Source organism: Curtobacterium sp. MCSS17_015 (assembly GCF_003234265.2).
Lineage (GTDB): Bacteria > Actinomycetota > Actinomycetes > Actinomycetales > Microbacteriaceae > Curtobacterium.
This window is the reverse complement of sequence record NZ_CP126256.1, coordinates 2359660-2383876: the sequence shown is the minus strand read 5'-3', so window position 1 is coordinate 2383876 and position 24217 is coordinate 2359660. Positions and strand designations below refer to the sequence as shown.

The window sequence follows — 24217 nt, the reverse complement described above, 5'->3', positions numbered from 1 at the left end:
CTGCGGGCGGCAGACGCGAACGAGCGGCTGAATGGGCGGTGACCGTGCACCTGCCCACGAAGGAGTCCGTCATGCGCATCGGCGTCCCCACCGAGACCAAGAACAACGAGTTCCGCGTCGCCGCGACCCCGGCCGGCGTCGCCGAGCTGACGATGCACGGGCACGAGGTGCTCGTGCAGTCCGGCGCCGGGACGGGCTCGGCGTTCTCCGACGACGAGTACGCCGCCGCCGGCGCGGTGATCGTCGCGGACGCCGGGTCGGCCTGGGACGCCGAGATGGTGCTCAAGGTGAAGGAGCCCGTGACCGCCGAGTACCCGCTCCTGCGTGCGGGACAGGTCCTGTTCACCTACCTGCACCTGGCGGCGGACCGCCCGCTGACCTCGGCGCTCGCCGAGTCCGGAGCGACCGCGATCGCGTACGAGACCGTGCAGCTGCCGGACCGGTCGCTGCCGTTGCTGTCCCCGATGTCCGAGATCGCCGGGCGGCTGTCCGCGCAGGTCGGTGCGCACCACCTCATGCGTGCGAACGGCGGGCGTGGGCTGCTGCTGGGCGGGGTGCCCGGCACGCCGAAGGGCCGGGTCGTGGTGATCGGAGGCGGTGTCGCCGGCGAGCACGCCGCGACCATCGCCCTCGGCATGGGCGCCGAGGTGACCGTCTTCGACATCAGCCTGCCGCGCCTCCGGGCCCTCGACGCGCGGTTCGACGGGCGCGTGACCACGCTCCGGTCGAACCCGCTCGCGATCGCCGCCGCAGTGGCCGACGCGGACCTGGTCATCGGGTCCGTGCTCATCCCGGGGGCTTCGGCGCCGAAGCTCGTGACCGACGCGATGGTCGCGGACATGCGTGCCGGATCGGTCCTCGTCGACATCGCCATCGACCAGGGCGGGTGCTTCGAGGGCTCGCGGCCGACCACCCACGACGACCCGACGTTCGCCGTGCACGACGCCGTCTACTACTGCGTCGCCAACATGCCCGGCGCGGTGCCGCGGACGAGCACGATCGCGCTGACGAACGCGACGCTGCCGTACGCCGTGGCGATCGCGGACCAGGGGTGGGAGCGCGCACTCGAGGCCGATCCGGCGCTCGCCCGCGGGCTCAACGTGCACGCCGGGAGCGTGACGAACGAGGCCGTCGCCGCAGCGCACGGGATGGTGGTCGCGCGTCGCTGAGCCCGGCCCCGATCCGACCCCGGCTGCCGACCCCGGGCCGGCGCGCGCGGCTACGCGGTGCGGAGGGCGGCGGGCTCGGCGGTCCAGCCCGCGCGGGCACGGACCACGAGCGTCACGATGGCCACCACGGCGGTGGCGACGAGTGCGGCGACCGCCGTGGGCACCGAGACGAGCGGGCCGTCCAGGCGGGCCACCGCGACCCACGCCAGACCCCAGCCGAGTGACAGTGTCGGGGTGATCCGCCCGCGCCCTGCCACGGCGACGAGGACCCCGACCGCGCCGGCGACCGTCGCGACCACCGCGCCCCAGACGTCCTGGCCGAGGTCGAAGCCGCGGAAGCCCGCTGCCGTCAGGACCGCCGCCGTGTTCGCCGCCGTCGCGACGCAGACCCAGCCCAGGTACAACCCGAAGGTGCCGTCCGTCACCACCGCCTCGATGCGACCGGACGGCGAGGTGCGGCGGAGCACCACGAAGGCCCATGCCAGGACACCGAGCAGCGCGAGGATGATCGGCTCGCTCAGCCAGAGGAGCCCGAACTGCACGGACAGGATCCACGCCGCGTTGAGCAGCAGGGACAGCGTCGCGGGCACGGCGAGGCGGTCGTGGCGCGCCTGGTCGTCCTCGCGGGGGAGGAACTGCCAGACGGCGAAGGCGATGAGCCCGAGGTAGACGACGCTCCAGATGCCGAACGCCGGACCGCCGGGCGCGATCGCCGTCGACGACGCCGAGAGCGCACCTCCCGCCGCCTCGGCGATGGGGGTACCGCCCGCCGCGCCCGAGCCGATGTACGAGCCCACCACGGCGATGACCGCGCTCACCGCGATCACGACCTTCCGCATCCACCGCATCGTCTCCGCCTTTCTTCAGCATGCTGATGAACCGGACGGTACGCCCTCCCGCTCAGCACCGCGCAGCCGTCGCTCAGGGTGCGTACGGTGGGGCCGTGACCGTCGAGCTCAACACCGTGTACGTGGACCGCATCGCCCCGACGACGAGTCCCTCGCTCGACGACAGCTTCCGGATGCTCGAGGAGCACGGCGCCTCGGCCTGCATCGTGCTCGACCGACCCGACGCCGAGGAGCTCGGCGACGTCGCGGTCGCCCTCGGCCTCCACGAGCTCGCGGTCGAGGACTCCGCCGAGGGACACCAGCGACCGAAGCTCGAACGGTATGGCTCGACGCTGTTCGCGGTGCTCAAGCCCGCCGTCTACCGGGACGCCGCCGAGGAGGTCGAGTTCGGGGAGGTGCACGCCTTCGTCGGCGACGACTTCTTCCTGGCCGTCGTGCAGGCCGACCCGCGGGGCGGCCGGTCGGTGCCGCGGGCGCTGCAGCGGATGAGCGGCAAGCCCGGCCTCGTCACGGCCGGGCCACAGGCGCAGCTCTGGGCACTCATGGACTCGATCGTCGACGACTACCGACCGGTCATCGACGGGCTCGAGGAGGACATCAACCAGATCGAGGGGCAGCTCTTCTCGGGCGAGGCCGGAGTCTCCCGCCGTGTCTACGAGCTGTTCGGCGAGGTGGTCGACTTCCAGCGTGCCGCCCGGCCGCTCATCCGGATGATCGAGGACCTGCACCGCGGGGCCGAGAAGTACCACCTGCCCGTCGAGCTCCAGCGCCGGTTCCGGGACGTGCTCGACCACGTCATCCGTGTCGTCGAACGGCTGGACACCTTCCGGCAGCTGCTGCAGAACGCGCTGACGGTCGACTCGACCCTGGCGGCGCAGAAGCAGAACGACGACACGAAGCGGATCTCCGGGTGGGCGGCGATCCTGTTCGCGCCGACGCTCATCGCCGCGATCTACGGGATGAACTTCGAGCACATGCCGGAGCTGTCCTGGACGTGGGGCTACCCGCTGTCGATCGTGCTGATGATCCTGTTCGCCGCGGTCCTCTACGCGGTCTTCAAGGTCAAGCGCTGGTTCTGAGGACGGGAGGCCCGGACCACCACCGGCGCGACCAGCGCCGACCCACCGGACGTGTGCCGGGCCTCCCGGCCCGTCCTGCGGAGCGCTCCCACTACGCTTGCCGACATGCCACACAACGGTCACGCCACCCCGGTCTGGGTGCTCAAACTCGCCGTGGTCACGGGGCTCGTCGGTGTCGCCGGCGGGGTCGCCGGGATCGCCGTGTGGCTCGCGCTCCAGCTCATCCAGCTCGTCGCCTTCGGGTACGCCTTCGGCGGGCACCGTGAGGCGGCGGACGCCCCGTCGGCGCCGAACCGGTTCCTCGCGGTCCTGGCCGCCGGCGTCCTGACCGCCCTCGCATGGTGGGCGATCCGTCGCTGGGGTCGCCCGGTCGTCGGCGTCCCGGCCGCGGTCGCGGGCAAGCGGATGCCGTCCCTGGTCACCCTCGCCAACGCCGGCGTGCAGATCCTGGCGGTCGGGCTCGGCGCCTCGATCGGGAAGGAGGTCGCGCCGCGCGAACTCGGCGCCTGGTTCGCCCAGCTGCTCACCGTGCGCGCCGGGTTGACAGCGCGCCAGACGAAGGTCCTGGTGGCCTGTGGTGCTGCCGCCGGCCTCGCGGCGGTCTACGACGTCCCGCTCGGCGGTGCGCTGTTCGCGGTCGAGGTGCTGCTCGGCGAACTCACGCTGGCGACCGCGTTGCCGGCGTTCGTCACGAGTGCCGTCGCAGCCTTCGTCGCCCGGCTCGTGATCCCGGACGAGGTGCTGTACCACGTGCCCGCGATGCACCTCTCGCCGTCGCTGCTCGTCTGGGCGGTCGTCGTCGGACCGCTGCTCGGGTTCGCCGGCGTCGGGTTCGTCAAGGCCACCAACCGGTTGCAGGCCGTCGCCCCGACCGGCTGGAAGCTGCTCGTCGTGCTGCCCGTGGTCTTCGCGCTCGTCGGCCTCGTCGCGATCCCCTTCCCGGAGGTCATGGGCAACGGTCGCGCGCTCGGCCTCGCCGCGATGAACGCCGACCTCGACGGGCCGACGCTGCTCGGGATGGCACCCCTGCTCGCACTCCTCGTCCTCGGACTGTTGAAGACCGTGACGACCGCTGCGACGATCGGCGCCGGCGCCGTCGGTGGCACGCTCACCCCCTCGATCGCGGTCGGATCGGCGCTCGGCGGCTTCCTCGGGGCGGCCTGGATGCTCCTCTGGCCGACCGACGGCGGCAGCCTGGCGGCCTTCGCGTTCGTCGGCGCGGCCGCGTTCCTGGCCACGACCATGCGTGCGCCGTTCACGGCCCTCGTGCTCGTCGTCGAGTTCACGCAGGAGGGCACGGACATCCTCATCCCTTCGCTGCTGGCGGTCAGCGGAGCCGTCGCGGTCGGGTACGTCCTGGCGCGCCGGCGGAGCGCGCAGATGGCGTGAGCCGCCCGACCGCACTGCCGTCGACCCGCCCGCTGCTGGGCATCCGGTGGACGGCCCGGACCGAGGTGTCGCGCGCTGGTTAGCATCGGCGCCAGGACGCGGGGCACGAGGTCCCGCCCGAGACACGAGGAGCCGGTCATGGCAGGGTTCGACGACATCACGAAGAAGGCCCAGGCGCTGCTGCAGAACGGCAAGGTGCAGGACGCGCTGAAGAGCGAGAAGGCCGAAGGCGTCAGCGACAAGGTGTTCGAGGGGGTCGCCGACGCCGTGAAGAAGGCGACCGGCGGCAAGTACGACGACAAGATCGACTCCGCCCGCGAGCAGGCCGACAAGCGCGTCGGGAACGAGTAGCCCCCGCGCGGTGCCGGCCCGACTGGACGACACCGGGAAGAACGACCACCATTGACGGGTTGTCTCCCGGAGACGTACAGGAGGGCCAGCACCGTGACGATCATTGCACCAGCGTCGACGGACGACTCCGTCGGACCGCTCACCGAGGACGAGGTCCTCCGCATCCGCGCGGACTTCCCGATCCTCCAGCAGGAGGTGAACGGGCAGCCGCTGGCGTACCTGGACTCCGGCGCGACGGCCGAGCGGCCCGTGCAGGTCCTCGACGCCGAACGGCGCTTCCTCGAGCAGGACAACGCGGCCGTGCACCGCGGCGCGCACACCCTGGCCGCGGTGAGCACCGACGCCTACGAGGACGCCCGCGCGACCGTCGCCCGCTTCATCGGTGCCGCGAGCCCGTCCGAGGTCGTCTGGACCGCCAACGCCACCGACGCCCTCAACCTCGTCGCCCACGGCATCCGCAACGCCAGCGCCGGGCGGGGCGGCCACGAGGCGGGTCGCTTCCGCATCGGCCCGGGGGACGAGGTCCTGGTGACCGAGGCCGAGCACCACGCGAACCTCGTGCCCTGGCAGGAGCTCGCCGCCGCCACCGGTGCGACGCTGCGCTGGGTGCCGGTCGACGACGCCGGGTGTTGGAGCGCCGAGGACGCCGTCACGCTCGTCACCGAACACACCCGCGTCGTCGCGATCGCACACGTGTCGAACGTCACGGGCATGATCGCCCCCGTCGCCGAGGTGGTCGCGGCCGCCCACGCCGTCGGCGCCCTCGTCGTGCTCGACGCCTGCCAGTCCGCACCGCACCGGCCCCTCGACGTGCGCGCGCTCGACGTCGACTTCGCCGCGTTCTCCGGGCACAAGATGCTCGGCCCGAACGGGATCGGCGTGCTCTGGGGTCGTCAGGACCTGCTCGACGCACTGCCGCCCTTCCGCACCGGCGGCTCGATGATCACCACGGTGACGATGGAGCACACCGACTTCATGCCGGCCCCCGAGCGGTTCGAGGCCGGCACGCAGCCGGTCTCCCAGGCCGTCGCGCTCGCCGAGGCCGTCCGCTACCTCGAGCGCATCGGCATGGACCGGGTGCAGGCGCACGAGGAACACCTCGCGCAGCGGATGCTCACCGGCCTCGCCACCGTCCCCGGCGTCTCCGTCGTCGGCCCCGCTGCCGGTGTCCCGCGCAGCGGACTCGCGTCCTTCGTCGTCGACGGGGTGCACGCGCACGACGTCTCGCAGTACCTCGACGCGCAGGGCATCGCGGTCCGCTCCGGCCACCACTGCGCCCAGCCGCTCCACCGCCGTCTGGGGTTCACCGCGACGAGCCGCGCGAGCACGTACGTCTACACGACGGAGGAGGACGTCGACCGCTTCGTGACCGCGGTCGGCGGGATCCGCGGGTACTTCGGGGCGGAGGAGACCGCGTGAACGGCCTGGACGGGCTCTACCAGCAGGTGATCCTCGACCACGCGAAGGCACGGCGTGGGGACGGTCCGATGCCGGATGCCGACGCCGAGCACTTCGAGCGGAACCCGACGTGCGGTGACGAGATCACGGTGCGGCTCCGACTCGAGCCCGGTACCGACCGGATCGCCGCCGTGGCCTGGCAGGGGGACGGCTGCTCGATCTCGATGGCGTCGGCCTCGGTGCTCACCGACATGGCCGTGGGCCGGACGGTCTCGGAGCTCCTGACCCTGACCGAGGCCTTCCGCACGATGATGCGCTCCCGCGGGGTCGGGGAGCCGGACGAGGACGTGCTCGAGGACCTCGTCGCCTTCCAGGGCGTCTCGAAGTTCGTCATGCGGGTCAAGTGCGGGATGCTCGCGTGGGTCGCCGCCGAGACGGCGGCGCAGCAGGCGGTCGCGGCGCGCTGACGGACGGGAGGCACGGTGCCGACGGGGGCCGGGCCTCCCGTCCGTCGGTGCGCCGCCCCGGCGCCCCCGGGTGGACCGGCGGCGACCGTCGTCGCGCTGGGGTTCGTCACGGGGCGTCATCGTCCGTGACGCACCCCCGGCACCCGACGTACGGTCGCGTCGTGACCACGAACCGCGAGCCCCGGCAGATCCGCTTCAACGCGTTCGACATGAACTGCGTCGCCCACCAGTCCTCCGGGCTGTGGCGCCACCCGCGCGACCGTTCCCGGCACTACAACGACCTGTCGTACTGGACCGACCTGGCGAAGATCCTCGAGGGCGGGGCGTTCGACGGCATCTTCATCGCCGACGTCCTCGGCACCTACGACGTCTACGGGGGCACGAACGAGGCCGCGCTCCGCACCGGATCGCAGGTGCCGGTGAACGACCCGATCCTGCTCGTGTCCGCGATGGCCGCGGTGACCGAGCACCTGGGCTTCGGCATCACCGCCGGCACCGCCTACGAGCACCCCTACCCGTTCGCCCGTCGCATGTCCACGCTCGACCACCTGACGAAGGGCCGGGTCGGCTGGAACGTCGTCACCGGGTACCTGCCGAGCGCCGCCCGCAACATGGGCCAGACGGACCAGCTGAGCCACGACGACCGCTACGACGTCGCCGACGAGTACCTCGAGGTCCTCTACAAGCTGTGGGAGGGCTCCTGGGAGGACGACGCCGTGGTCGAGGACCGCGAGACCGGGGTCTTCACGGATCCCTCGAAGGTGCACCCGATCGAGCACCACGGTGCGCACTTCGACGTCCCCGGCATCCACCTGTCCGAGCCGTCGGTGCAGCGCTCGCCCGTCATCTACCAGGCGGGTGCGTCGCCTCGTGGCATCCGCTTCGCCGCCGAGAACGCCGAGGCCGTCTTCGTCGGGGCACCGACCCTGCCGCAGCTCGCCGCGACCGTGGCGAAGATCCGCGACGCCCTGGAGGCCGCTGGTCGCGACCGGTACGCCGCCAAGGTCTACACGCTGCTCACCGTCATCACGGACGAGACCGACGAGGCCGCGCAGGCGAAGTACCGCGACTACCTGTCCTACGCGTCCGAGGCGGGCGCGCTCGTGCTCAACTCGGGGTGGATGGGCGTCGACCTGTCGCAGTACGACCTGGACGAGCCGCTCGGCAACATCGAGTCGAACGCCATCCAGTCGGCGGCCGCCAACCTGTCCGCCGCCACGGGGGAGGACGGCACGAGTTGGACGGTCCGCGACATCGCCCGGCAGACGGCGATCGGCGGACTCGGGCCGGTCGAGGTCGGCAGCGGTGCCACCATCGCGCAGCGGCTCATCGACATCCAGGAGCAGACCGACGTCGACGGCTTCAACCTGGCGTACGCCGTGACACCCGGCACGTGGGAGGACGTGATCGAGTTCGTCGTCCCCGAGCTCCGGGCGCGGAACGCCTACCCGGACGGGTACGCGGAAGGGTCCCTGCGGCACAAGCTCCTCGGCCGGGGTGACCGGCTGCCGGAGGAGCACCGCGGGGCGTCGTTCCGGGTGCGGGTGCCGGCCACCGCGTGACGGGGGGTCCTCGTGACGCCGTGCCCTGGCATCCCGCACACGCAGGAGCCCGGCCGTAGGGTGGTCCGATGATCGAGTCGACGGCAGCGGTGCGGGTCGCGGCGGCGGGCGCCGGCACGGACACCGCGTGCATCGACCTCTGGGCCGCCGCCGTCGCCGCGCGTGACGGTCGGCCCGAGGACCCGGCGGTCCGGGCGAGAGCGGCCGAGAAGTTCGCAGCCGAACGGGTCGCTCTCGTGGTCGCCCCCGGGGACGACGAGCACCGCGTCCGGGGGTTCGCGCTCGTGACCGCGCCGGGCACCGGCGGCGGATCGGGACCGGCGGACGCCGCCTACCTCAGCCTGCTGGCGGTGGACCCGTCCGCGCAGGGGAGCGGTCTCGGCCGTGCCCTCCTGGTCGCGGCGGTCGACGCTGCACGGGACGCCGGACACGACCACTGCATGCTGCACGCGCTCGAGGACAACGCGACGGCCGTGCGCCTCTACCGCAGCGCGGGGTTCCGCCCGGTCGGGGAGCCGTTCCCGCACGCCCTCAGCGGCCGACCGACCCGGACGTTCGTGGTCTGACGCAGCTGCCCTGCCGCAGTCCTGCTGGATCAGTGTCGCCGACCGGTGGGCGGCACGAGCGTCCAGTCGCCGTGGGACGCGACCCGACCGTCCCCCGAGGACCGGCCGGTCACACGCCGACGGACCCACGGGACGACGTGGTCCCGGTAGTAGCGCAACTCCTCGGTGACCGACGTGCGCGCCGCGTCCGGGACGGCCGGCACCGCCGCTGCCGGTCCACCCGCGATCTCGTGCAGGGCCAGGTCGGCGACCCGCTGGTGCCCGAGCGGGTTCATGTGCAGCCGGTCCTCGGACCAGAACTCGGCACGTCGCAGGTGCGGGTCGCGGGAGACGTCGACGAAGGGCAGGCCCCGCTCCCGCGCGAAGCCGGTCAGCGCCTCCGCCCAGGCGTCCCCGCGTGCGTTGATGAGCTTCCCGAGCGGCAGCCGGGCGCTGGGGTCAGCGGGACTGAGGAGCGCCAGTCGGACCCCGTGCGCGGCCACCCTGTCCGCAGCGGTCGCGAGTCGGCCGAGCAGCACGTCCACGTCGTAGCCCGGACGGAGCATGTCGTTCCCACCACCGCACAACGTGATGAGCGTCGGCAGCGGGTCGAGGGCGAGCGCGGCGTCGACCTGTTCGTCGAGGACCCCGGCGAGCAGGCGACCGCGGATCGCGAGGTTCGCGTACGACACCGGCCCCGACAGGTTGTCGGCGAGCCCGGAGGCCAGTCGTCCGGCCCACCCGGGGAAGGGGACGTCCCCGTCGTCGCCGACCCCCTCGGAGAAGCTGTCCCCGATGGCGACGTAGCGGACGGGGTCGGTGCGGGCGGGGACGGTGGGCATGGTCCTCCTCGTGGGATGCCGGCGGCGGTGGAGTGCGGTCGGGTCCATCGTGCTCCTGCTGCCGGCCTGCCGGTGCGACCGGGCTGTCGGGAGGCGGAAACGCCCGGTCAGGGGAGCCTTCCCTTGCTGGTGTGATCCGCGTGCAGGTGCTTGGCTCTCCCCATGTCGACCGCAGCTGACCTCGCGCTCCCCGCCACCGAGCACGACGACGCCACCAGCGCCGCCCGCCTCAACTGGCTGCGCGCCGGACTCCTCGGCGCGAACGACGGCATCGTGTCCGTCGCCGCCGTCCTGGTCGGGGTCGCCGGCGCCGGTGCCACGACCGGCCCCGTCCTCGCCGCCGGCACCGCAGCACTCGTCGGCGGCGCCGTGTCGATGGCGCTCGGCGAGTACGTGTCGGTGAGCGGAGCCCGCGACGCCCAGCGCACCGGCCAGGCCGCCCACCAGGCCCAGCTCGAGGCCGAGTCCGAGGACGCCGTCACCATCGCCGCCCACTACCGTGCGCTCGGGGTCGCCGACGACGTCGCGACCTCCGTCGCCGCCGAACTCGTCCGACCCGAGGTCCGCGACCGCCGCGCCGCCGCCGCCCTCCGTGACGCCGAGGAAGAGGTCGTCAGCCCCTGGCGCGCGGCCTGGGTCTCGGCCGCGACCTTCACCGTCGGTGCAGCGCTGCCGTTCCTCGCGGTGCTCCTCGCACCGACGTCGATCCAGATCGCGGTCACCGTCGTCGCCGTGCTGGTCGCCCTCGCCGTGACCGGGACGACCGGTGCGGCCCTCGGTGGTGCTCGCCGCGGTCGCGCCGCCCTCCGCGTGGTGTTCGGCGGGGCGCTCGCGCTCGCCGCGACCTACGCCGCAGGGGCGCTCCTCGGAGCGCACGCGTTCTGACGTGCCCGGTCCCTGTCCCCGAGGTCCGGGACGGGCGCGAACGCGCGCGAGCCCGATCCCCGAGGTTCCGGAATTCGCGCATCTCGCGCCGCGAGATGCGCGAATTCCGGAACCGGGACGGACCGCGTGCGGCGAGTCGTGGAACCACGGGGACGCAGCGGCGGCCCGACTGCGGACAGCGCGGCGCACGGACGGGAGGCCCGGACCGCGTGACCGACGTCGGTCAGGTGATCCGGGCCTCCCGTCCGGCGCACGGCGGTTACGCCGTCCCGGTCGTCTCCAGCACCGCCTTCGGCACCCGGTGCAGCGTCACCGCACCGATCGCGTCGAACGGGTGCAGCGGGTCCGGCGCACCGGACCCGGTCGGCCCGCCGAGCTTCGAGTCGCCGACGGCGCTGAGCACCGCGTAGGCGTCGTCCCCGGACCAGCCGTGCTCCTCGACCAGGAACGCGAACGCGTCCTCGTACCCGCGGCGGATGCTCTCCTGCACCGGCTCGCCGAGCCCGACGAACAGCCACTCGTCCGCCGTCTCGATCCGCGGGGCACGGAGTCCGGGGCCGCCCTTGACGAGGTCGACGGACACGACGGCGGTGCCCTGCGCCTCGATGGCGACGAAGGAGGACTCGCCCTCGGCCATGATGGCGTGGATGTCGCCGATCGACAGCAGGGCGCCGGGCACCCGGACCGGCAGGTACACCGTCGAACCGGGGCGGGCCTCGGTGACGTCCATGTTCCCGCCCTCGGCGTACGCGGGCATGATCGTGGAGTTCTCGCCGTCGGCGGGAGCGGTGCCGATGCAGCCGATCATCGGACGGACGGGGAACGCGTGCCGGTCGGTGACGTGCACGACGCCGTCCTCGATCGGGCAGCGGCGGGTGAAGACGCGGTCGCCCATGACGTGCTGCAGGGCGCCCGAGCCCGGCAGTGAGACCGACCAGCCGTGGGTGGTCAGTTCGATGTCGTGGATCGTCACGGCGAGGGTGTCGCCGGGTTCCGCGCCCTCGACGTACACCGGGCCGGTGACGGGGTTGATCGGTGCCTGCAGCTGCGCCATGTCGTGGTGGTCGTCGAGCTCGGCGTAGACGGCGTCGGTCGTCTCGAACCCGATCGTCTCGCCGGTGCCGGGCGCGATGGTGAGCACGGGCTCGCGGTCGGCGGCGTACCCGGTGCGGCCGAGTGTGTTCGGGAGGTGGTGGTCCGCGGTCATCGGTGGTCCTCGTCCTTCGTGAGCGGGCTGGCGGTCGCGCTGCCGGTCCGGGCGCCGGTGGGGTCACCCTCACCCAGCGTGCCCGGTTCCTCCGAGCCGACCTCGGTGGAACGTCCCGTGGAGCGGTAGTACAGGAACACGGCCGCGCCGACGATCAGCCAGATGATGCCGCCGACCTTCGCCTCGACCGCGGCGTTGAGCAGGACGTAGCCGATGATCAGGAACCCGATCAGCGGGACGACGAGGTGCAGCAGCCAGTTGCGGGACTTCCCCTTCACGATGTGGTGCACGAACACCGACACGTGCAGGAGCATGAAGCCGAACAGGGCACCGAAGTTCACCAGCGACGAGATCGTGTCGATCTGCCCGACGAAGAACAGCACGAGGATCGCGGAGAGCACCGACACGACCAGGATCGCGTTCTGCGGCACCTGACGCCCGTTGAGCTTGTGCAGGAACGCGGGCAGCTGCCGGTCGCGGCTCATCGAGAAGAGCAGGCGGCTGGTGGCGGCCTGCGCGGCCATCGCGTTCGCGATGCCGACGGCCAGGACGTTGACGGCGAAGAACGCCGTCGCCCAGCCGCTCGACGAGGCCTGCTCCACGATCGTGAAGAACGCGTTGCCGGCCTCACTGTCCGAGAACGAGTCCCGTCCGGCAGCGAGGGCGCTGGCGAGCCAGGTCTGCACGACGAACAGGAACGCGACGATGACGAGCGCCAGGACCATCGCCAGGCCGGCACCGCCGCGGCGCCCCGTGGACTCCTCGGAGAGCGTCGAGATGCCGTCGAAGCCGAGGAAGCTCAGCACCGCGATCGAGAGCGCCGAGGCGATGAGCGGTGCCGACACCTTCGCCGGGTCGAACACCTGGTCGGTGCTGAAGGACGCGCCCGGCACCGTGCCGCCGGTCAGGGCGACGATCGCGATGACGACGAAGATGACGACGAACACCAGCTCGATGAGGAGGAAGATGCGGTTCGCCAGCTTCAGGGACGACACCCCGGCCAGGTTGATGACCGTGTTGATCGCGACGAACACGAGCGCCCACATCCAGCGCGGGGTGCCCGGGAAGATGCCGACCATGCTCTCCGCCGCGAAGACGTAGAGCAGCGTCGGGACGAGCAGGTAGTCGAGCAGGATCGCCCAGCCGGCGAAGAACCCAGCGGTGGGGTGGATGCCACGGCCGACGTACGAGAACACGCTGCCCGCGAGCGGGATCGACTTCGCCATCTGCGCGTAGGCCAACGCGGTGAAGATCATCGCGACGAGGCCGACCAGGTAGACCAGCGGCACCATGCCGCTGGAGGCGTTGTAGACGGTGCCGAAGATCGCCCACGGGGCGATCGGCACCATGAAGACGAGCCCGTAGACGAGCAGGTCGGTGGTGGAGACGGAGCGCTTGAGCTCCTGCTTGTAGCCGTAGGCCTCGAGCTGCTGCTGCGCGGAGAGCTCGCGGTGCTGCTGCGACATGTCGATTCCGTTTCGTCGGAGGGGGACGGTGCAGGGATGGGGCGCCGGACGGGAGGCTCGTGACGGGTGGATGACGAGCCTCCCGTCCGGTGCGGGTCGGCTGGGGTGGTGCCGACGGTGCGGGGAGGGGTGCGGGGAGCGACCGGTGGGTCGCGGTGGCCGGCGGTGGGTCGCGGTGGCCGGCGGTGGGCCGCGGTGGTCAGCGGTTGCGACCGCGGTGGCCGGCGGGTGGGTCAGTCGGCGGGCTGGGCGTCGTGTTCGGCGAGGAATGCGCCGATGACGCTGCGGAACTCCTCCGGCTGCTCCAGGTGGGTGCAGTGGCTGGCGCCGGGGAAGACGTGCTGGCGGGCCCCCGGGATGTGCTCCACGAAGGGCTGCCAGGTGGCGGGCGTCGCTTCGTCGTGCTCACCGGCGACGACGAGGGTCGGGACGTCGACCTGGTCGAGGCGGTCGATGACGGACCAGTCGTGCAGCGAGCCGATGACGTGGAACTCGTTCGGCCCGTTCATCGTGTGGTAGACCGTCGGCTCGGCCTCCATCTGCTCCTCGGAGGCGACGAAGTCGGCGGGCATCGGGACGACGCGGCAGACGTGGCGCTCGTAGAACACCTGCGTCGCGGCGAGGTACTCCGGGGCGTCGGTCGTACCGGCGGCCTCGTGCCGGGTGAGCGCGTCCTGCACGTTGGCGGGCAGCTGGCTGCGGAGCTCGGCGGCGCCGTCGACCCAGAGCCGCATCGACGCGGGGGAGTTGCAGATCGACAGGCTCGCGATGCCACCCGGACGCCGGACACCGATCTCGGCGCCGAGCATGCCGCCCCACGACTGGCCGAGCACGTGGTGGTCGCCGAGGCCGAGGTGTGCGACGAGCGCCAGGTACTCGTCCACGAACAACTGCGGTTGCCAGAAGTCGGCGGGCGCGTCCGGGCGGTGGCTGCTCCGACCACAGCCGAACTGGTCGGAGTGGACGACGGTGCGGCCGGTCTCGTCCGCGAACGCCTCGAGGTTCCGCAGGTAGTCGTGGGCCATGCCGGGGCCGCCGTGCAGGACGACGAGGGGCAGCGCGCCCGCGACGGGGCGGTCGGGCTCGGTGATCCGGTACCAGGTCTCGCCGTCCTGGAACGGCATGGTGCTCTCGGTGATGCGGGACATGGGGTGAGCATGGCCCCTCGAAAGGTCCCAGGCAAGACCTTTTCTGCTCGTTTAACGTGGCTGTAACAGCGCTGGTCCACGGTGGACCGTCGAGAGGGGTGCCGTGACGGATCGCGCGACGGAGACTCGGGTGGACGAGGTCGAGGACCGTCTCGTCACCGCGCTCGCCGTGGGGGAGTACCTGCCCGCAGCCCGACTCCCTCCGGAACGTGAACTCGCGGCGCTGCTCGGCGTCGCACGCGTCACCGTCCGGAGCGCCCTCGCCCGCCTGGTCGACCGCGGGGTGCTCGAGACCCGCCGCGGCCGCGGCGGTGGCACCTTCGTCCGGACACAGTGGCCGGCGAGCTCGTCGGAGTCGGTCGGCCGGACCCTGCTCGCCCGGTGGGCCGGCATCCAGGACACCGCCGACGCGATCGCCCTGCTGCACGGGGCACTGGCCGCCGCCGCAGCCGAGCGGATCACCCCGGCGGAGGCGGCCGCGCTCCGGGACCGGCTCGACGCCTTCCGGCAGGCCTCGAGCGGCGCGGCGAAGCAGCAGGCGGACGCCGTCCTGCACCGGAGCATCATCGACGCCGCACGCAACGACGTCCTGCGCTCGACCCTGGCGACGCTCGAGGCGCAGATCTCGATCGCGGCGCCGGCACACCTGTGGGGGGCCGAGGAGGGCATGGCGGAGATGGAGGCTCGTGCCACCCGGGACCACGAGGTCCTCGTCGAGGCGGTGTGCGCGGGCCGGGCGTCGGAGGCCGGCCAGGTCGCACGTCGGCACGTCGGGATCGACGTGGAGCTGCTCGAACAGGCGATGCTGCGGGCGGGCCAGGTGCCGACGGCGGATCCCGCACATCCGTGACGGTGATCACGGCGTCCGCGGGCACGGGCACGGGCATGATGAGCACATGACCGACATGCCGCCGCCGCGCCCGCAGCGATCGCCCCGACTGCGGAGGGGCCCGGGGTCGTCGCATCGCCTGATGGTCATCGGTGCGGTGCTGACGGTCGTCGGGCTGGCCGGGCACCGGCTCGCGCTGTGGTGGAACAGCATCCCGCTGCCCGAGGGCACGGGGGCGAACATCGGCGCCGGGGTGGCGGCCCTGGTCGCCCTGCTGGTCGCCGTCGGCGGTCTCGTGACCCTCGTCGTGGGCAGGCTGCTGCGCGCCCGCGGTGGCTCGAAGCGGCGGATCGGCGGATGACCACTTCGATCGTCGGCTGACGGACGGGAGGCCCGGGGCGGACTCGCCACGGGCCTCCCGTCGGTCGGCGACCGGTCACCGGTGTCGGCACGGTGTGCCGGTGTGCCGGTGTGCCGGTGTGCCGGTGTGCCGGTGTGCTCAGACGTCGCGGCGTCGCGCGACCACCATCGCGAGGGCGACCACCACGACCACCTCGGCGAGGAGGACGCCCGCACCGCTCCACCCGTTCAGGTCGGAACTGCCCTCCACCGACGCCGTCGCCGGGGCCCCGGACGAGCCGCTCGCAGGAGCGTCGGACGCGTAGGCGTACAGCTGTCCGCCGGCCGCATCGGGCAGGTAGCCAGCGGCCGTGCCGAGCCAGTCGATGCCGGCGAGCATGGACACCAGGCTGAGCACGATCGGCAGCACGAGCAGGATGCCGAGCGTGATGGCGATGCCGCCGGCGCTCGACCGGACGAGCAGACCGATGCCGAACGCGAGCAGCGCCACGAGCGTCACGTACACGGAAGCACCCAGGAGCGGCATGACGACCGCGGGGTCGGTGAGGTCCGGATGGACCCCCTTCGCCGACTGCAGTGCGGTCGAGACGGCGACGCCGATCCAGGTGGCGACGACGCTGACGAGGAACGTCGAGACGGCGAGCACGGTGGCCTTGGCGAGCAGGGCGCCGAGGCGTCCGGGGTCCGCGGTGAACGTCGACCGGATCTGTCCGGTGGCGTACTCGCCCGAGATGATGAGGACACCGAGCACCCCGACGACGAGCGCGGACAGGTACACGCTGATCGTGTTCATCCCGACGATGGTCTGGTTCGCGGCGTCGGTGGTGGGCGCGTCGCCCTCCGCCAGGGCGCCGATGAGGGTCGCCAGGCCGATCGTCAGCACGGCGATGACGGCGAAGCACCAGAACGTCGACCGGATGCTCCAGAACTTGATCCACTCGCTACGGACGAGCCGGAGGAAGCCGAGGTGCTTGCCCTGCAGGGAGCTCTTGCCGCGGTGACGGTGCTGCTCGGCCCCACGGTGGTCGGTCTGCTGCGCCGCGCTCATCGCGTGCCCTCCGATCGGTACTCGACGTCGTCGCGGGTGAGGGCCATGTAGGCCTCTTCCAGGCTCGCTCCGGTCGGGGTGAGTTCGTGCAGGACGACACCGGCGCGGGCGGCGATGTCACCCACCGTCGGTGCGTCCGGACCGACCACGAGGAACGACCCGTCCTCGCGCTGGGTGACGGTGGCTGCCGGGCCGATCGCTGTGAACAGCTGGTCCGGCATCGGGGTCCGGACGACGACCCGGGCGAGTGCCGTGCTGCCGGCGGGACCGCCGGCGCCGGCGACGAACTCCGCGATCGGGGCGTCGGCGAGCACCTTGCCGCGACCGAGGACGACCACGCGGTCGGCGGTCTGCGCCATCTCGCTCATGAGGTGGCTGGAGAGGAAGACCGTGCGCCCCTCCGCTGCCAGACGGCGGGCGAGCTGCCGGACCCAGAGCACCCCGTCCGGGTCGAGGCCGTTCACCGGCTCGTCGAGGATCAGGGTGCGCGGGTCGCCGAGCAGCGCCGCGGCGATGCCGAGGCGCTGCCCCATGCCCAGGGAGAACCCGCCGACGCGCTTGCGGGCGACGGACTCGAGGCCGGTCATCTCGATGACCTCGTGCACCCGCTGCTTCGGGATGCCGTGGGTCGCAGCGAGGGCGAGCAGGTGGTTGTACGCGCTGCGTCCCGAGTGCACGGCCTTCGCCTCGAGCAGGGCACCGACCTGCCGGAGCGGGTCGCGGAAGCTCTGGTACGGCCGGCCGTTCACGGTTGCACTGCCGGAGGTCGGACGGTCGAGCCCCATGATCATGCGCATGGTGGTCGACTTGCCGGCGCCGTTCGGACCGAGGAAGCCGGTCACGATCCCAGGGTGCACGACGAACGAGACGTCGTCGACCGCGGTCTTCGGGCCGTAGCGCTTGGAGAGGTGCTGTACTTCGATCATCGCTGGTCACGCTAGGGCAGCGGGTCCCGTCGCTGCCTCCCCCTCGAGGGGGAGATCCCCGCCTCCCGCTGTTGGAACGATCGTTCCGGTGCAGGTGTCATGTCACACGGTCGTCACACGGGGGAAACGGGCGGTGCGACCGGGGTCCGTAGCTTCCTTCCCAGGCAGACGCCGACCTCACCCTCTCCCACTCCGGAGGACGTCATGGCAACCGAAGTCGCGGCACCCGTCGCACCGCCCCACGCCCCCGTCACGTCGACCGCCCCCGCGGGCGCCGGCCTGATCAAGCCCGGGTACGACCCGGCCCTCACCAACGAGGACCTCGCCCCGCTGCGGAAGCAGACCTGGACGAGCTACAACGTCTTCGCGTTCTGGATGTCGGACGTGCACTCGGTCGGCGGCTACGTCACGGCCGGCTCGCTCTTCGCCCTCGGCATCGCGAGCTGGCAGGTGCTCGTCGCCCTGGTCGTCGGCATCCTCATCGTGCAGGTGTTCGCGAACCTCGTCGCGAAGCCGTCGCAGCGCACCGGTGTCCCGTACCCGGTGATCAACCGCGCCGTGTTCGGCGTGCTCGGCGCGAACGTCCCGGCGATCATCCGCGGGCTGATCGCGATGGCCTGGTACGGCGTGCAGACCTTCCTCGCCGCGCAGTCGCTCAACATCGTGTTCCTCAAGTTCATCCCCGGCTCGGCAGCGCTGCTCGAGCCGTCGTTCCTCGGGTTGGACGCGCTCGGCTGGATCTCGTACGCCGTGCTCTGGGTCGCGCAGGGTGCCCTGTTCTGGATGGGCATGGACGCGATCCGGAAGTTCATCGACTGGGCCGGGCCGGCGGTCTACGTCGTCATGATCGCGCTCGCCGTGTACCTCGTCGCGCGGGCCGGCATCGGGAACATCTCGCTGACGCTGTCGGTCGGCGAGCCGATGTCCTTCGGCGCGAGCATCCCGGTGATGCTGTCCGCGATCGCACTCGTCGTCAGCTACTTCTCCGGCCCGATGCTCAACTTCGGCGACTTCTCGCGGTACGGGCGGTCCTTCGCCGCGGTCAAGCGCGGCAACCTGCTCGGGTTGCCGGTCAACTTCCTGTTCTTCTCGATCCTGACCGTGCTGTGTGCGAGCGCGACGGTGCCGGTCTTCGGGGAACTCATCACCGACCCGATCGCGACCGTGCAGGCGATCGACGCCCCCTTCGCGATCCTGCTCGGCGGCCTGACCTTCGTCACCGCCACCGTCGGGATCAACATCGTCGCGAACTTCATCAGCCCCGCGTTCGACTTCTCGAACGTCGCCCCGCGCCGGATCAGCTGGCGGGCGGGCGGCATGATCGCGGCGGTCGGCTCGGTGCTCCTCACCCCGTGGAACTGGTACGGCAACGACCAGGCGATCCTCTACACGCTCGGTGTCCTCGGAGCGCTGATCGGCCCGCTGTTCGGGATCCTCATCGCCGGCTACTACATCGTCGGGAAACAGCGCGTCGCGGTCGACGACATGTACTCGATGGACCCGGCCGCCCGGTACTGGTACCGGAAGGGCTTCAACCCCAACGCGATCTGGACCCTCGTCACGACCGGTGCGGTGTCCGTCGCCAGTGCCGTCCTGCCGCCGGCCCTCGGCGTCGCCCAGGAGCTCAGCACCTACAGCTGGTTCATCGGATGCGGGCTCGGGCTCGTCGTGTTCTGGGCGTTGGAGCGCCGGTTCCCGAGCATGCCCGTCCTCTCGGCGGACGACCCGACGGTCGACGACGGCGCCGCGACCGGTCGCGCCTGACCGGGTGACTCCTCCTCCACAGGGGCGCCCGCACCTGACCTGCGGCGGGCGCCCCTGTGGACAGCCGGGAGGCCCGCCACCCGCCCGTCGAGGATCGTCACCACCCGGCATCACACCCGGCACACCAGCTCCACCGGAAGGACCCGCGATGCGCATCCGTGTCGTCAACCCCAACACCACCGCGTCGATGACGGCGGCGATCGGCCGTGCCGCGGCTGCGGTCGTCGGGACGGGCACGGTGGTCGAAGCCGTGCAGCCCACGATGGGACCGGCCTCGATCGAGAGTCACTACGAGGAAGCACTCGCCGTGCCGGGGCTCCTCGAACAGGTCGCCGTCGGCGAGCGGGACGGGGTGGACGCCATCGTCGTGGCCTGCTTCGGGGACCCGGGCATCGACGCCGCGCGGGAGCTGGCGAGCGGTCCGGTGATCGGCATCGCGGAGGGTGCCTACCGGACGGCCGCCCTGCTCGGTCGGCGCTTCGGCGTGGTCACCACCCTGAGGCGGACGACCGGGCGAGCCCGGGAACTCGCGGAGCGCTACGGGTGCTCGTCGCTCCTCACCGAGGTCCGCGCGTGCGAGGTGCCCGTGCTGCGACTCGACGACCCGACGTCCGGCGCGCGGGACCTCGTCGTCGCCGAGTGCCGACAGGTCATCGCCAACGGAGCCGACGCCGTCGTGCTCGGGTGCGCGGGCATGGCCGACTTCTGCGCGGCCGTGTCCGACGAGATCGGGGCTCCGGTCGTGGACGGCGTCAGCGCAGCGACCCTCCTCGCCGAGTCCCTCGTCCGACTCGGCCTGACGACCGGCAAGCACGGCGAGTACGCGGCACCACCGCCGAAGCCGTTCACGGGGATGCTCGCACCCTTCGCGCTGCCCGACACCCGCGTGACGATGGGGGCGGGCGCATGACGAGCCTCCAGACCATGGCGGCGACCGACCACCGCACACCCGTCGACCTCGTGTTCCGTGCCCGGCGCACCTGGATCGACGGTGCGTTCCGCGCAGCAGCCGTCGTGGTGCGGGAGGGGCGGGTCGTGTCCGTCGAGCCCCTCGACGCCGTGCTCGCCGCCCGACAGGACGTGACGGTGCCGGACCGCCACGTGCTGCTCCCAGGACTGGTCGACACGCACGTGCACGTCAACGAACCCGGCCGCACCGAGTGGGAGGGCTTCGCCTCCGCCACCCGCGCGGCGGCACTCGGCGGTGTCACGACGATCATCGACATGCCGCTCAACTCGATCCCGGCGACCGTCGACGTGCCCGCCCTGCGCGTCAAGCGGGCGAGCGCCGCCGGACGCGTGGCCGTCGACGTCGGGTTCTGGGGTGGCGCGGTCCCCGACAACGCGGGGGGCCTCGGCGAGCTTCACGACGCCGGGGTGTTCGGCTTCAAGTGCTTCACCGCACCGTCCGGTGTGGACGAGTTCCCACATCTCGACCCCGTCGCACTGCGGCGGGCGATCGCCGAGGTCGCGGCCCTCGACGCCCTGCTCATCGTGCACGCCGAGGACCCCGACCACCTCGTCGGCCACGACGCACTGGGCACGCGCTACCGCGACTTCCTGGACACCCGACCCGCACAGGCCGAACGATCGGCGATCGCCCGGGTGATCGAGGGCGCGCGCGAGACCGGTGCCCGCGTGCACGTCCTGCACCTCTCCGACGCCGGTGCGCTGCCGATGATCCGAGCGGCGAAGGCCGACGGCGTGCACATCACGGTGGAGACCTGCCCGCACTACCTGGCGTTCGAGTCCGGGGCCATCCCCGACGGCGCGACCGCGTACAAGTGCTGCCCACCGATCCGCGACGACGCCAACCGCGACGCGCTCTGGACGGGGCTCCTCGACGGCACGATCGACATGGTGGTGTCCGACCACTCGCCCTCGACCGCCGACCTCAAGGTCCACGACTGGGGTCTGGCGTGGGGCGGCATCGCCGGACTCCAGGTCGGCTTCCGCGCGCTGTGGACCGAGGCCGACCGACGCGGCCTGCCACTCGATGCGGTGCTGCCCGCGGTGACGACCGGACCCGCGGCGCTGGCCGGGTTCACCGACCGTGGTGTCATCGCGCCGGGGGCCCTCGCGCACTTCGCGGTGTTCGACCCCGACGCCGTGTCCACCATCGAGGCGGGCGCGCTCGAGCACCGCAACCCGGTCTCCGCCTTCGACGGGCTGCGGGCGCGGGGACGGATCACCGAGACCTGGTTGCGCGGTCGGCGCATCACGTCCACCACCGACGGTGTCACGACCGTCGACGCGGTCGCCGGAGAGCTGGTGGACCGTGCCTGACGCGCTCGTCGAAGCCGCCGTGCACCTCGGCTCGACGCCCGACGACGTCCTCTGGGGACAACTGCCGAGTCGCACCGACGTCGCCGTCCGCACCGTCACCCCCGGGACGGTGGTGACGATCGACACCCTCAGCCACGAGGGTCTGCTGGCCGACCAGGGCTCGGACCCCGTCGCGTTCTTCGGGCGGCACGGTGTCGCGCCGGACGGCGTCCTGCCCGACGCGGTCGACGTCGCCCGTCAGCTGACCCGCGATGCCGCCGACGGCCCCCACCTCGTCTCGCGCCCGATCGGCGTCCAGGGCGCCGAACCCGGTGACGTCGTGTCGGTCACGGTCCTGGCGGCCGTCCCGCGGGTGCCGTACGGGGTCATCTCCAACCGGCACGGCCGCGGTGCGCTGCCCGGAGAACTCCCACGCGGTGACGACCCGGTCTCGGTGTTCGCGGACGTCGTGACCCGCGACGGCGTCGACCTCGGTCGGCTGCCGGTGGTCGAGGGCGGGCTCCGCGTCGTGACGTTCCCGCTCCGTCCGTTCCCCGGCATCGTCGGGGTGACGGTCGACAGCGACGTCCGGCCGCACTCCGTCCCGCCCGGGCCGCACGGCGGGAACGTCGACATCGCGCTGCTCACCGCGGGCTCCACGCTGCACCTGCCCGTCCAGATGCCCGGAGCCGGGGTCTACGTCGGTGATCCGCACTTCGCGCAGGGGGACGGCGAGGTCGCCCTCACCGCGATGGAGGCCTCGCTCCGCCTGACCCTGCGTCTCGACCTCGTGCCGCGGGCTCTTGCGCTCGCCCGGTTCGGCGAGCTGGTCGGACCCCTGGCGGAGACGACCGAGTTCCTCGTCCCGACCGGCATGGACGCCGACCTCGACGACGCCGTCCGCCGGTGCGTCCGGGCCGCCATCACGCTGCTCCGGGCGCGGTGGGGTGTCGAGGAGCACCTGGCGTACGCGTACCTCAGTGCCGCGACCGACTTCCGGATCTCGCAGGTCGTCGATCTCGTGTGCGGTGTGCACGCGACCGTGCGCAAGAGCGACTTCCAGGCGGTGCCGACGTGCGACTGAGGGGGACCTGGCCGGACGGTCTGGAGCTCGCGTTCCATGCCTACGAGAACGCCCTGGTGCGGGACGACACCGCGGTGCTCGACGCACTGTTCGAGTCAGGGCCGGACACCCTCAGGGCCGACGGGGCCGGGCTGCTCCGCGGGCACGACCGCATCAGCGCGTTCCGGTCGACCCGGGGTGGTGTCGCCCGCCGTGAACTCGTCGGCGTCGACGTCCAGCGACTCGCTCCGGACGTCGTCCTCGTCGTTGGGGAGTCCCGGTTCGTCGACGGGGGGAGCGGGGTGCAGACGCAGCTCTGGCGCCGGACCGACGGGACCTGGCGGATCCGAGCCGCGCACGTCACGAGCCGCGCGGTGGCCCTCGACCGGTCGGTGTGGCGCGTGGTCGGCGACCCCCTCGTCCATGGTGCCGACGTCGGCGGCTCCGATGTCAGCGCTCAGGTCGTCGGCGCTGACGTCGCCGGCTCGGGTGCCGTGCAGATCGATCGACCGCTCGCCGGGCTCCGGGTCGCCGTGAAGGACCTGTTCGCGGTCCGCGGTCAGGTGATCGGTGCCGGCAACCCCGCGTGGGAGTCCACAGCGCCCGTCCAGGCGGTGCACGCCCCGGCCGTCTCGACGCTGTTGGACGCCGGGGCCGACGTCATCGGGATCGCGCGCACGGACGAGTTCGCGTACGCGCTCGCCGGACAGAACGCCCACCACGGTGGTCCGCCGAACGGGGCCGATCCGGAGCGCATCAGCGGCGGCTCGACGTCCGGTCCGGCGAGCGCCGTGGCGCTGGGCCTGGCCGACGTCGGACTCGGCACGGACACCGCCGGCAGCATCCGTGTGCCCGCCTCCTACCAGGGGCTGTGGGGCCTGCGGACGACGCGCGGCCTCGTGTCACGCGACGGCGTGCTGCCACTCGCGCAGAGCTTCGACACGGTCGGATGGCTGACACGACGGCTCGACACCCTCCGAGCGGTCGCGACCGGGTCACTCGGTCCCGCTGTGGCAGCCCTCGAGCCGTCGTTGCTCGTCTGCGACGCCCTCCTCGCGGCCGCCGACCCCGCCACCCGGCGTGCGTTCGAGGACTGGCTGGCGCGGACGGGGCGGGACGTCGGACCGGTGGAGCTGCCGGACCTCGACGACCTCGCCGAGACGCTGCGGATCGTGCAGGGCGCCGAGGCGCACCGCAACCACGGGGCGTGGGTCGCCGCACACCCCGGCGTCCTGGGAGCCGACGTCGCCGAACGCTTCGCCGCAGCTGCCGCGATCACGGCGGAGCACGAGGCCAGGGCGCGGGACGGCCTGCACCGGTTCCGGGCCGCGGTGCGTTCGGCGGTGGGTGGTCACGCACTGGTGCTCCCGACGGTGCCGGGTCCCGCGCCGCTCCGGACGGCCGACCGTCCGGCGGTGCTCGCCACGCGACGGGCGACCCTCCGGATGACGTCGGTCGCGGGGATCGGCGGGCTCCCGGCGGTGAGTGCTCCGTTCCTGACCGTGCACAGGGCGCCCGTGGGTGTCTCCCTGGTCGGGTCCGCCGGTTCGGACGTCGCGCTCGTCGACCTCGCAGCGCACCTCGCCGCTGCAACAGCACCGTAACA

Annotated in this window: 23 protein-coding genes; 16 read left to right on the top strand and 7 right to left on the bottom strand. The window is 72.4% G+C overall.

Translation table 11 applies throughout. The features are described 5' to 3' along the window. The first annotated feature begins 71 nt into the window (after positions 1-71). Positions 72-1169, top strand: coding sequence for an alanine dehydrogenase (ald, locus tag DEJ18_RS11280; RefSeq protein ID WP_111211210.1), 1098 nt, complete (start codon positions 72-74; stop codon positions 1167-1169). Positions 1170-1219: 50 nt separating this feature from the next. Here the strand turns inward: ald and DEJ18_RS11275 are convergent, their stop codons facing one another. Then, entirely contained in the window at positions 1220-2008 is a 789-nt protein-coding gene (locus DEJ18_RS11275) for a TspO-related membrane protein (protein WP_258376978.1), read from the bottom strand. Positions 2009-2112: 104 nt separating this feature from the next. On the opposite strand from DEJ18_RS11275, the gene DEJ18_RS11270 reads away from it, so the two are divergent. From DEJ18_RS11270 to DEJ18_RS11240, 7 genes are all read left to right on the top strand, one after another. Next, on the top strand, positions 2113-3096 hold the full coding sequence (locus tag DEJ18_RS11270) for a magnesium and cobalt transport protein CorA (RefSeq protein ID WP_258376977.1): 984 nt from the start codon (positions 2113-2115) through the stop codon (positions 3094-3096). Between the two features lie 105 nt (positions 3097-3201). Further along, on the top strand, positions 3202-4485 hold the full coding sequence (locus tag DEJ18_RS11265; RefSeq protein ID WP_111082423.1) for a chloride channel protein: 1284 nt from the start codon (positions 3202-3204) through the stop codon (positions 4483-4485). Positions 4486-4623: 138 nt separating this feature from the next. Next, positions 4624-4836: an antitoxin gene (locus DEJ18_RS11260; RefSeq protein ID WP_111082424.1), complete on the top strand. Its 213-nt coding sequence runs from the start codon at positions 4624-4626 to the stop codon at positions 4834-4836. Positions 4837-4938: 102 nt separating this feature from the next. After that, positions 4939-6255: a SufS family cysteine desulfurase gene (locus DEJ18_RS11255; protein WP_258376986.1), complete on the top strand. Its 1317-nt coding sequence runs from the start codon at positions 4939-4941 to the stop codon at positions 6253-6255. After that, positions 6252-6701, top strand: a complete 450-nt coding sequence (sufU, locus tag DEJ18_RS11250) for a Fe-S cluster assembly sulfur transfer protein SufU (RefSeq protein ID WP_111211104.1) — start codon at positions 6252-6254, stop codon at positions 6699-6701. Before DEJ18_RS11255 ends, sufU begins: the two co-directional genes overlap by 4 nt. A 161-nt stretch (positions 6702-6862) precedes the next feature. Continuing rightward, complete coding sequence (locus DEJ18_RS11245; RefSeq protein ID WP_258371209.1) at positions 6863-8263, top strand: LLM class flavin-dependent oxidoreductase; 1401 nt, start codon at positions 6863-6865, stop codon at positions 8261-8263. Between the two features lie 68 nt (positions 8264-8331). Further along, positions 8332-8829: a GNAT family N-acetyltransferase gene (locus tag DEJ18_RS11240; RefSeq protein ID WP_111211103.1), complete on the top strand. Its 498-nt coding sequence runs from the start codon at positions 8332-8334 to the stop codon at positions 8827-8829. A gap of 29 nt (positions 8830-8858) precedes the next feature. Here DEJ18_RS11240 and DEJ18_RS11235 read toward each other — a convergent pair whose 3' ends face one another. Further along, positions 8859-9650: an SGNH/GDSL hydrolase family protein gene (locus DEJ18_RS11235; protein WP_111211102.1), complete on the bottom strand. Its 792-nt coding sequence runs from the start codon at positions 9648-9650 to the stop codon at positions 8859-8861. 162 nt (positions 9651-9812) lie between these two features. Here DEJ18_RS11235 and DEJ18_RS11230 point away from each other — a divergent pair, with 162 nt between their 5' ends. Next, a complete protein-coding gene (locus tag DEJ18_RS11230) occupies positions 9813-10535 on the top strand; it encodes a VIT1/CCC1 transporter family protein (protein ID WP_111211101.1) in 723 nt (240 codons plus the stop codon). A gap of 259 nt (positions 10536-10794) precedes the next feature. On the opposite strand, the gene DEJ18_RS11225 is transcribed toward DEJ18_RS11230, so the two are convergent. From DEJ18_RS11225 to DEJ18_RS11215, 3 genes are all read right to left on the bottom strand, one after another. Further along, on the bottom strand, positions 10795-11742 hold the full coding sequence (locus DEJ18_RS11225; RefSeq protein WP_111211100.1) for an acetamidase/formamidase family protein: 948 nt from the start codon (positions 11740-11742) through the stop codon (positions 10795-10797). After that, entirely contained in the window at positions 11739-13208 is a 1470-nt protein-coding gene (locus DEJ18_RS11220) for an APC family permease (protein ID WP_258376976.1), read from the bottom strand. The genes DEJ18_RS11225 and DEJ18_RS11220 overlap by 4 nt, the downstream gene beginning before the upstream one ends. A gap of 233 nt (positions 13209-13441) precedes the next feature. Beyond that, positions 13442-14356, bottom strand: a complete 915-nt coding sequence (locus tag DEJ18_RS11215) for a proline iminopeptidase-family hydrolase (RefSeq protein WP_111211099.1) — start codon at positions 14354-14356, stop codon at positions 13442-13444. A gap of 130 nt (positions 14357-14486) precedes the next feature. Between DEJ18_RS11215 and DEJ18_RS11210 the strand changes: the two genes are divergently transcribed. Both DEJ18_RS11210 and DEJ18_RS11205 read left to right on the top strand, forming a co-directional pair. Then, on the top strand, positions 14487-15206 hold the full coding sequence (locus DEJ18_RS11210; RefSeq protein WP_284177520.1) for a FadR/GntR family transcriptional regulator: 720 nt from the start codon (positions 14487-14489) through the stop codon (positions 15204-15206). 121 nt (positions 15207-15327) lie between these two features. After that, positions 15328-15546, top strand: coding sequence for a hypothetical protein (locus tag DEJ18_RS11205; protein WP_111082674.1), 219 nt, complete (start codon positions 15328-15330; stop codon positions 15544-15546). 138 nt (positions 15547-15684) lie between these two features. On the opposite strand, the gene DEJ18_RS11200 is transcribed toward DEJ18_RS11205, so the two are convergent. Together DEJ18_RS11200 and DEJ18_RS11195 are read right to left on the bottom strand one after the other, a co-directional pair. Next, positions 15685-16593 (bottom strand): ABC transporter permease, encoded by a 909-nt coding sequence (locus DEJ18_RS11200; RefSeq protein ID WP_111211097.1) that lies wholly within the window; start codon positions 16591-16593, stop codon positions 15685-15687. After that, positions 16590-17519, bottom strand: coding sequence for an ABC transporter ATP-binding protein (locus DEJ18_RS11195; protein WP_111211096.1), 930 nt, complete (start codon positions 17517-17519; stop codon positions 16590-16592). Before DEJ18_RS11195 ends, DEJ18_RS11200 begins: the two co-directional genes overlap by 4 nt. Positions 17520-17723: 204 nt before the next feature. Between DEJ18_RS11195 and DEJ18_RS11190 the strand changes: the two genes are divergently transcribed. From DEJ18_RS11190 to DEJ18_RS11170, 5 genes are all read left to right on the top strand, one after another. Then, complete coding sequence (locus tag DEJ18_RS11190; protein WP_111211095.1) at positions 17724-19283, top strand: NCS1 family nucleobase:cation symporter-1; 1560 nt, start codon at positions 17724-17726, stop codon at positions 19281-19283. Between the two features lie 148 nt (positions 19284-19431). Further along, positions 19432-20193, top strand: coding sequence for an aspartate/glutamate racemase family protein (locus DEJ18_RS11185; RefSeq protein ID WP_111211094.1), 762 nt, complete (start codon positions 19432-19434; stop codon positions 20191-20193). Further along, positions 20190-21569 (top strand): allantoinase AllB, encoded by a 1380-nt coding sequence (allB, locus tag DEJ18_RS11180; protein ID WP_258376975.1) that lies wholly within the window; start codon positions 20190-20192, stop codon positions 21567-21569. The genes DEJ18_RS11185 and allB overlap by 4 nt, the downstream gene beginning before the upstream one ends. Further along, the gene (locus tag DEJ18_RS11175; protein ID WP_111211208.1) at positions 21562-22632 is read left to right on the top strand and encodes an acetamidase/formamidase family protein; all 1071 of its coding nucleotides are present in this window, start codon (positions 21562-21564) and stop codon (positions 22630-22632) included. The genes allB and DEJ18_RS11175 overlap by 8 nt, the downstream gene beginning before the upstream one ends. Continuing rightward, the gene (locus DEJ18_RS11170) at positions 22623-24215 is read left to right on the top strand and encodes an AtzH-like domain-containing protein (protein ID WP_181434244.1); all 1593 of its coding nucleotides are present in this window, start codon (positions 22623-22625) and stop codon (positions 24213-24215) included. Before DEJ18_RS11175 ends, DEJ18_RS11170 begins: the two co-directional genes overlap by 10 nt. Positions 24216-24217: the final 2 nt, after the last annotated feature.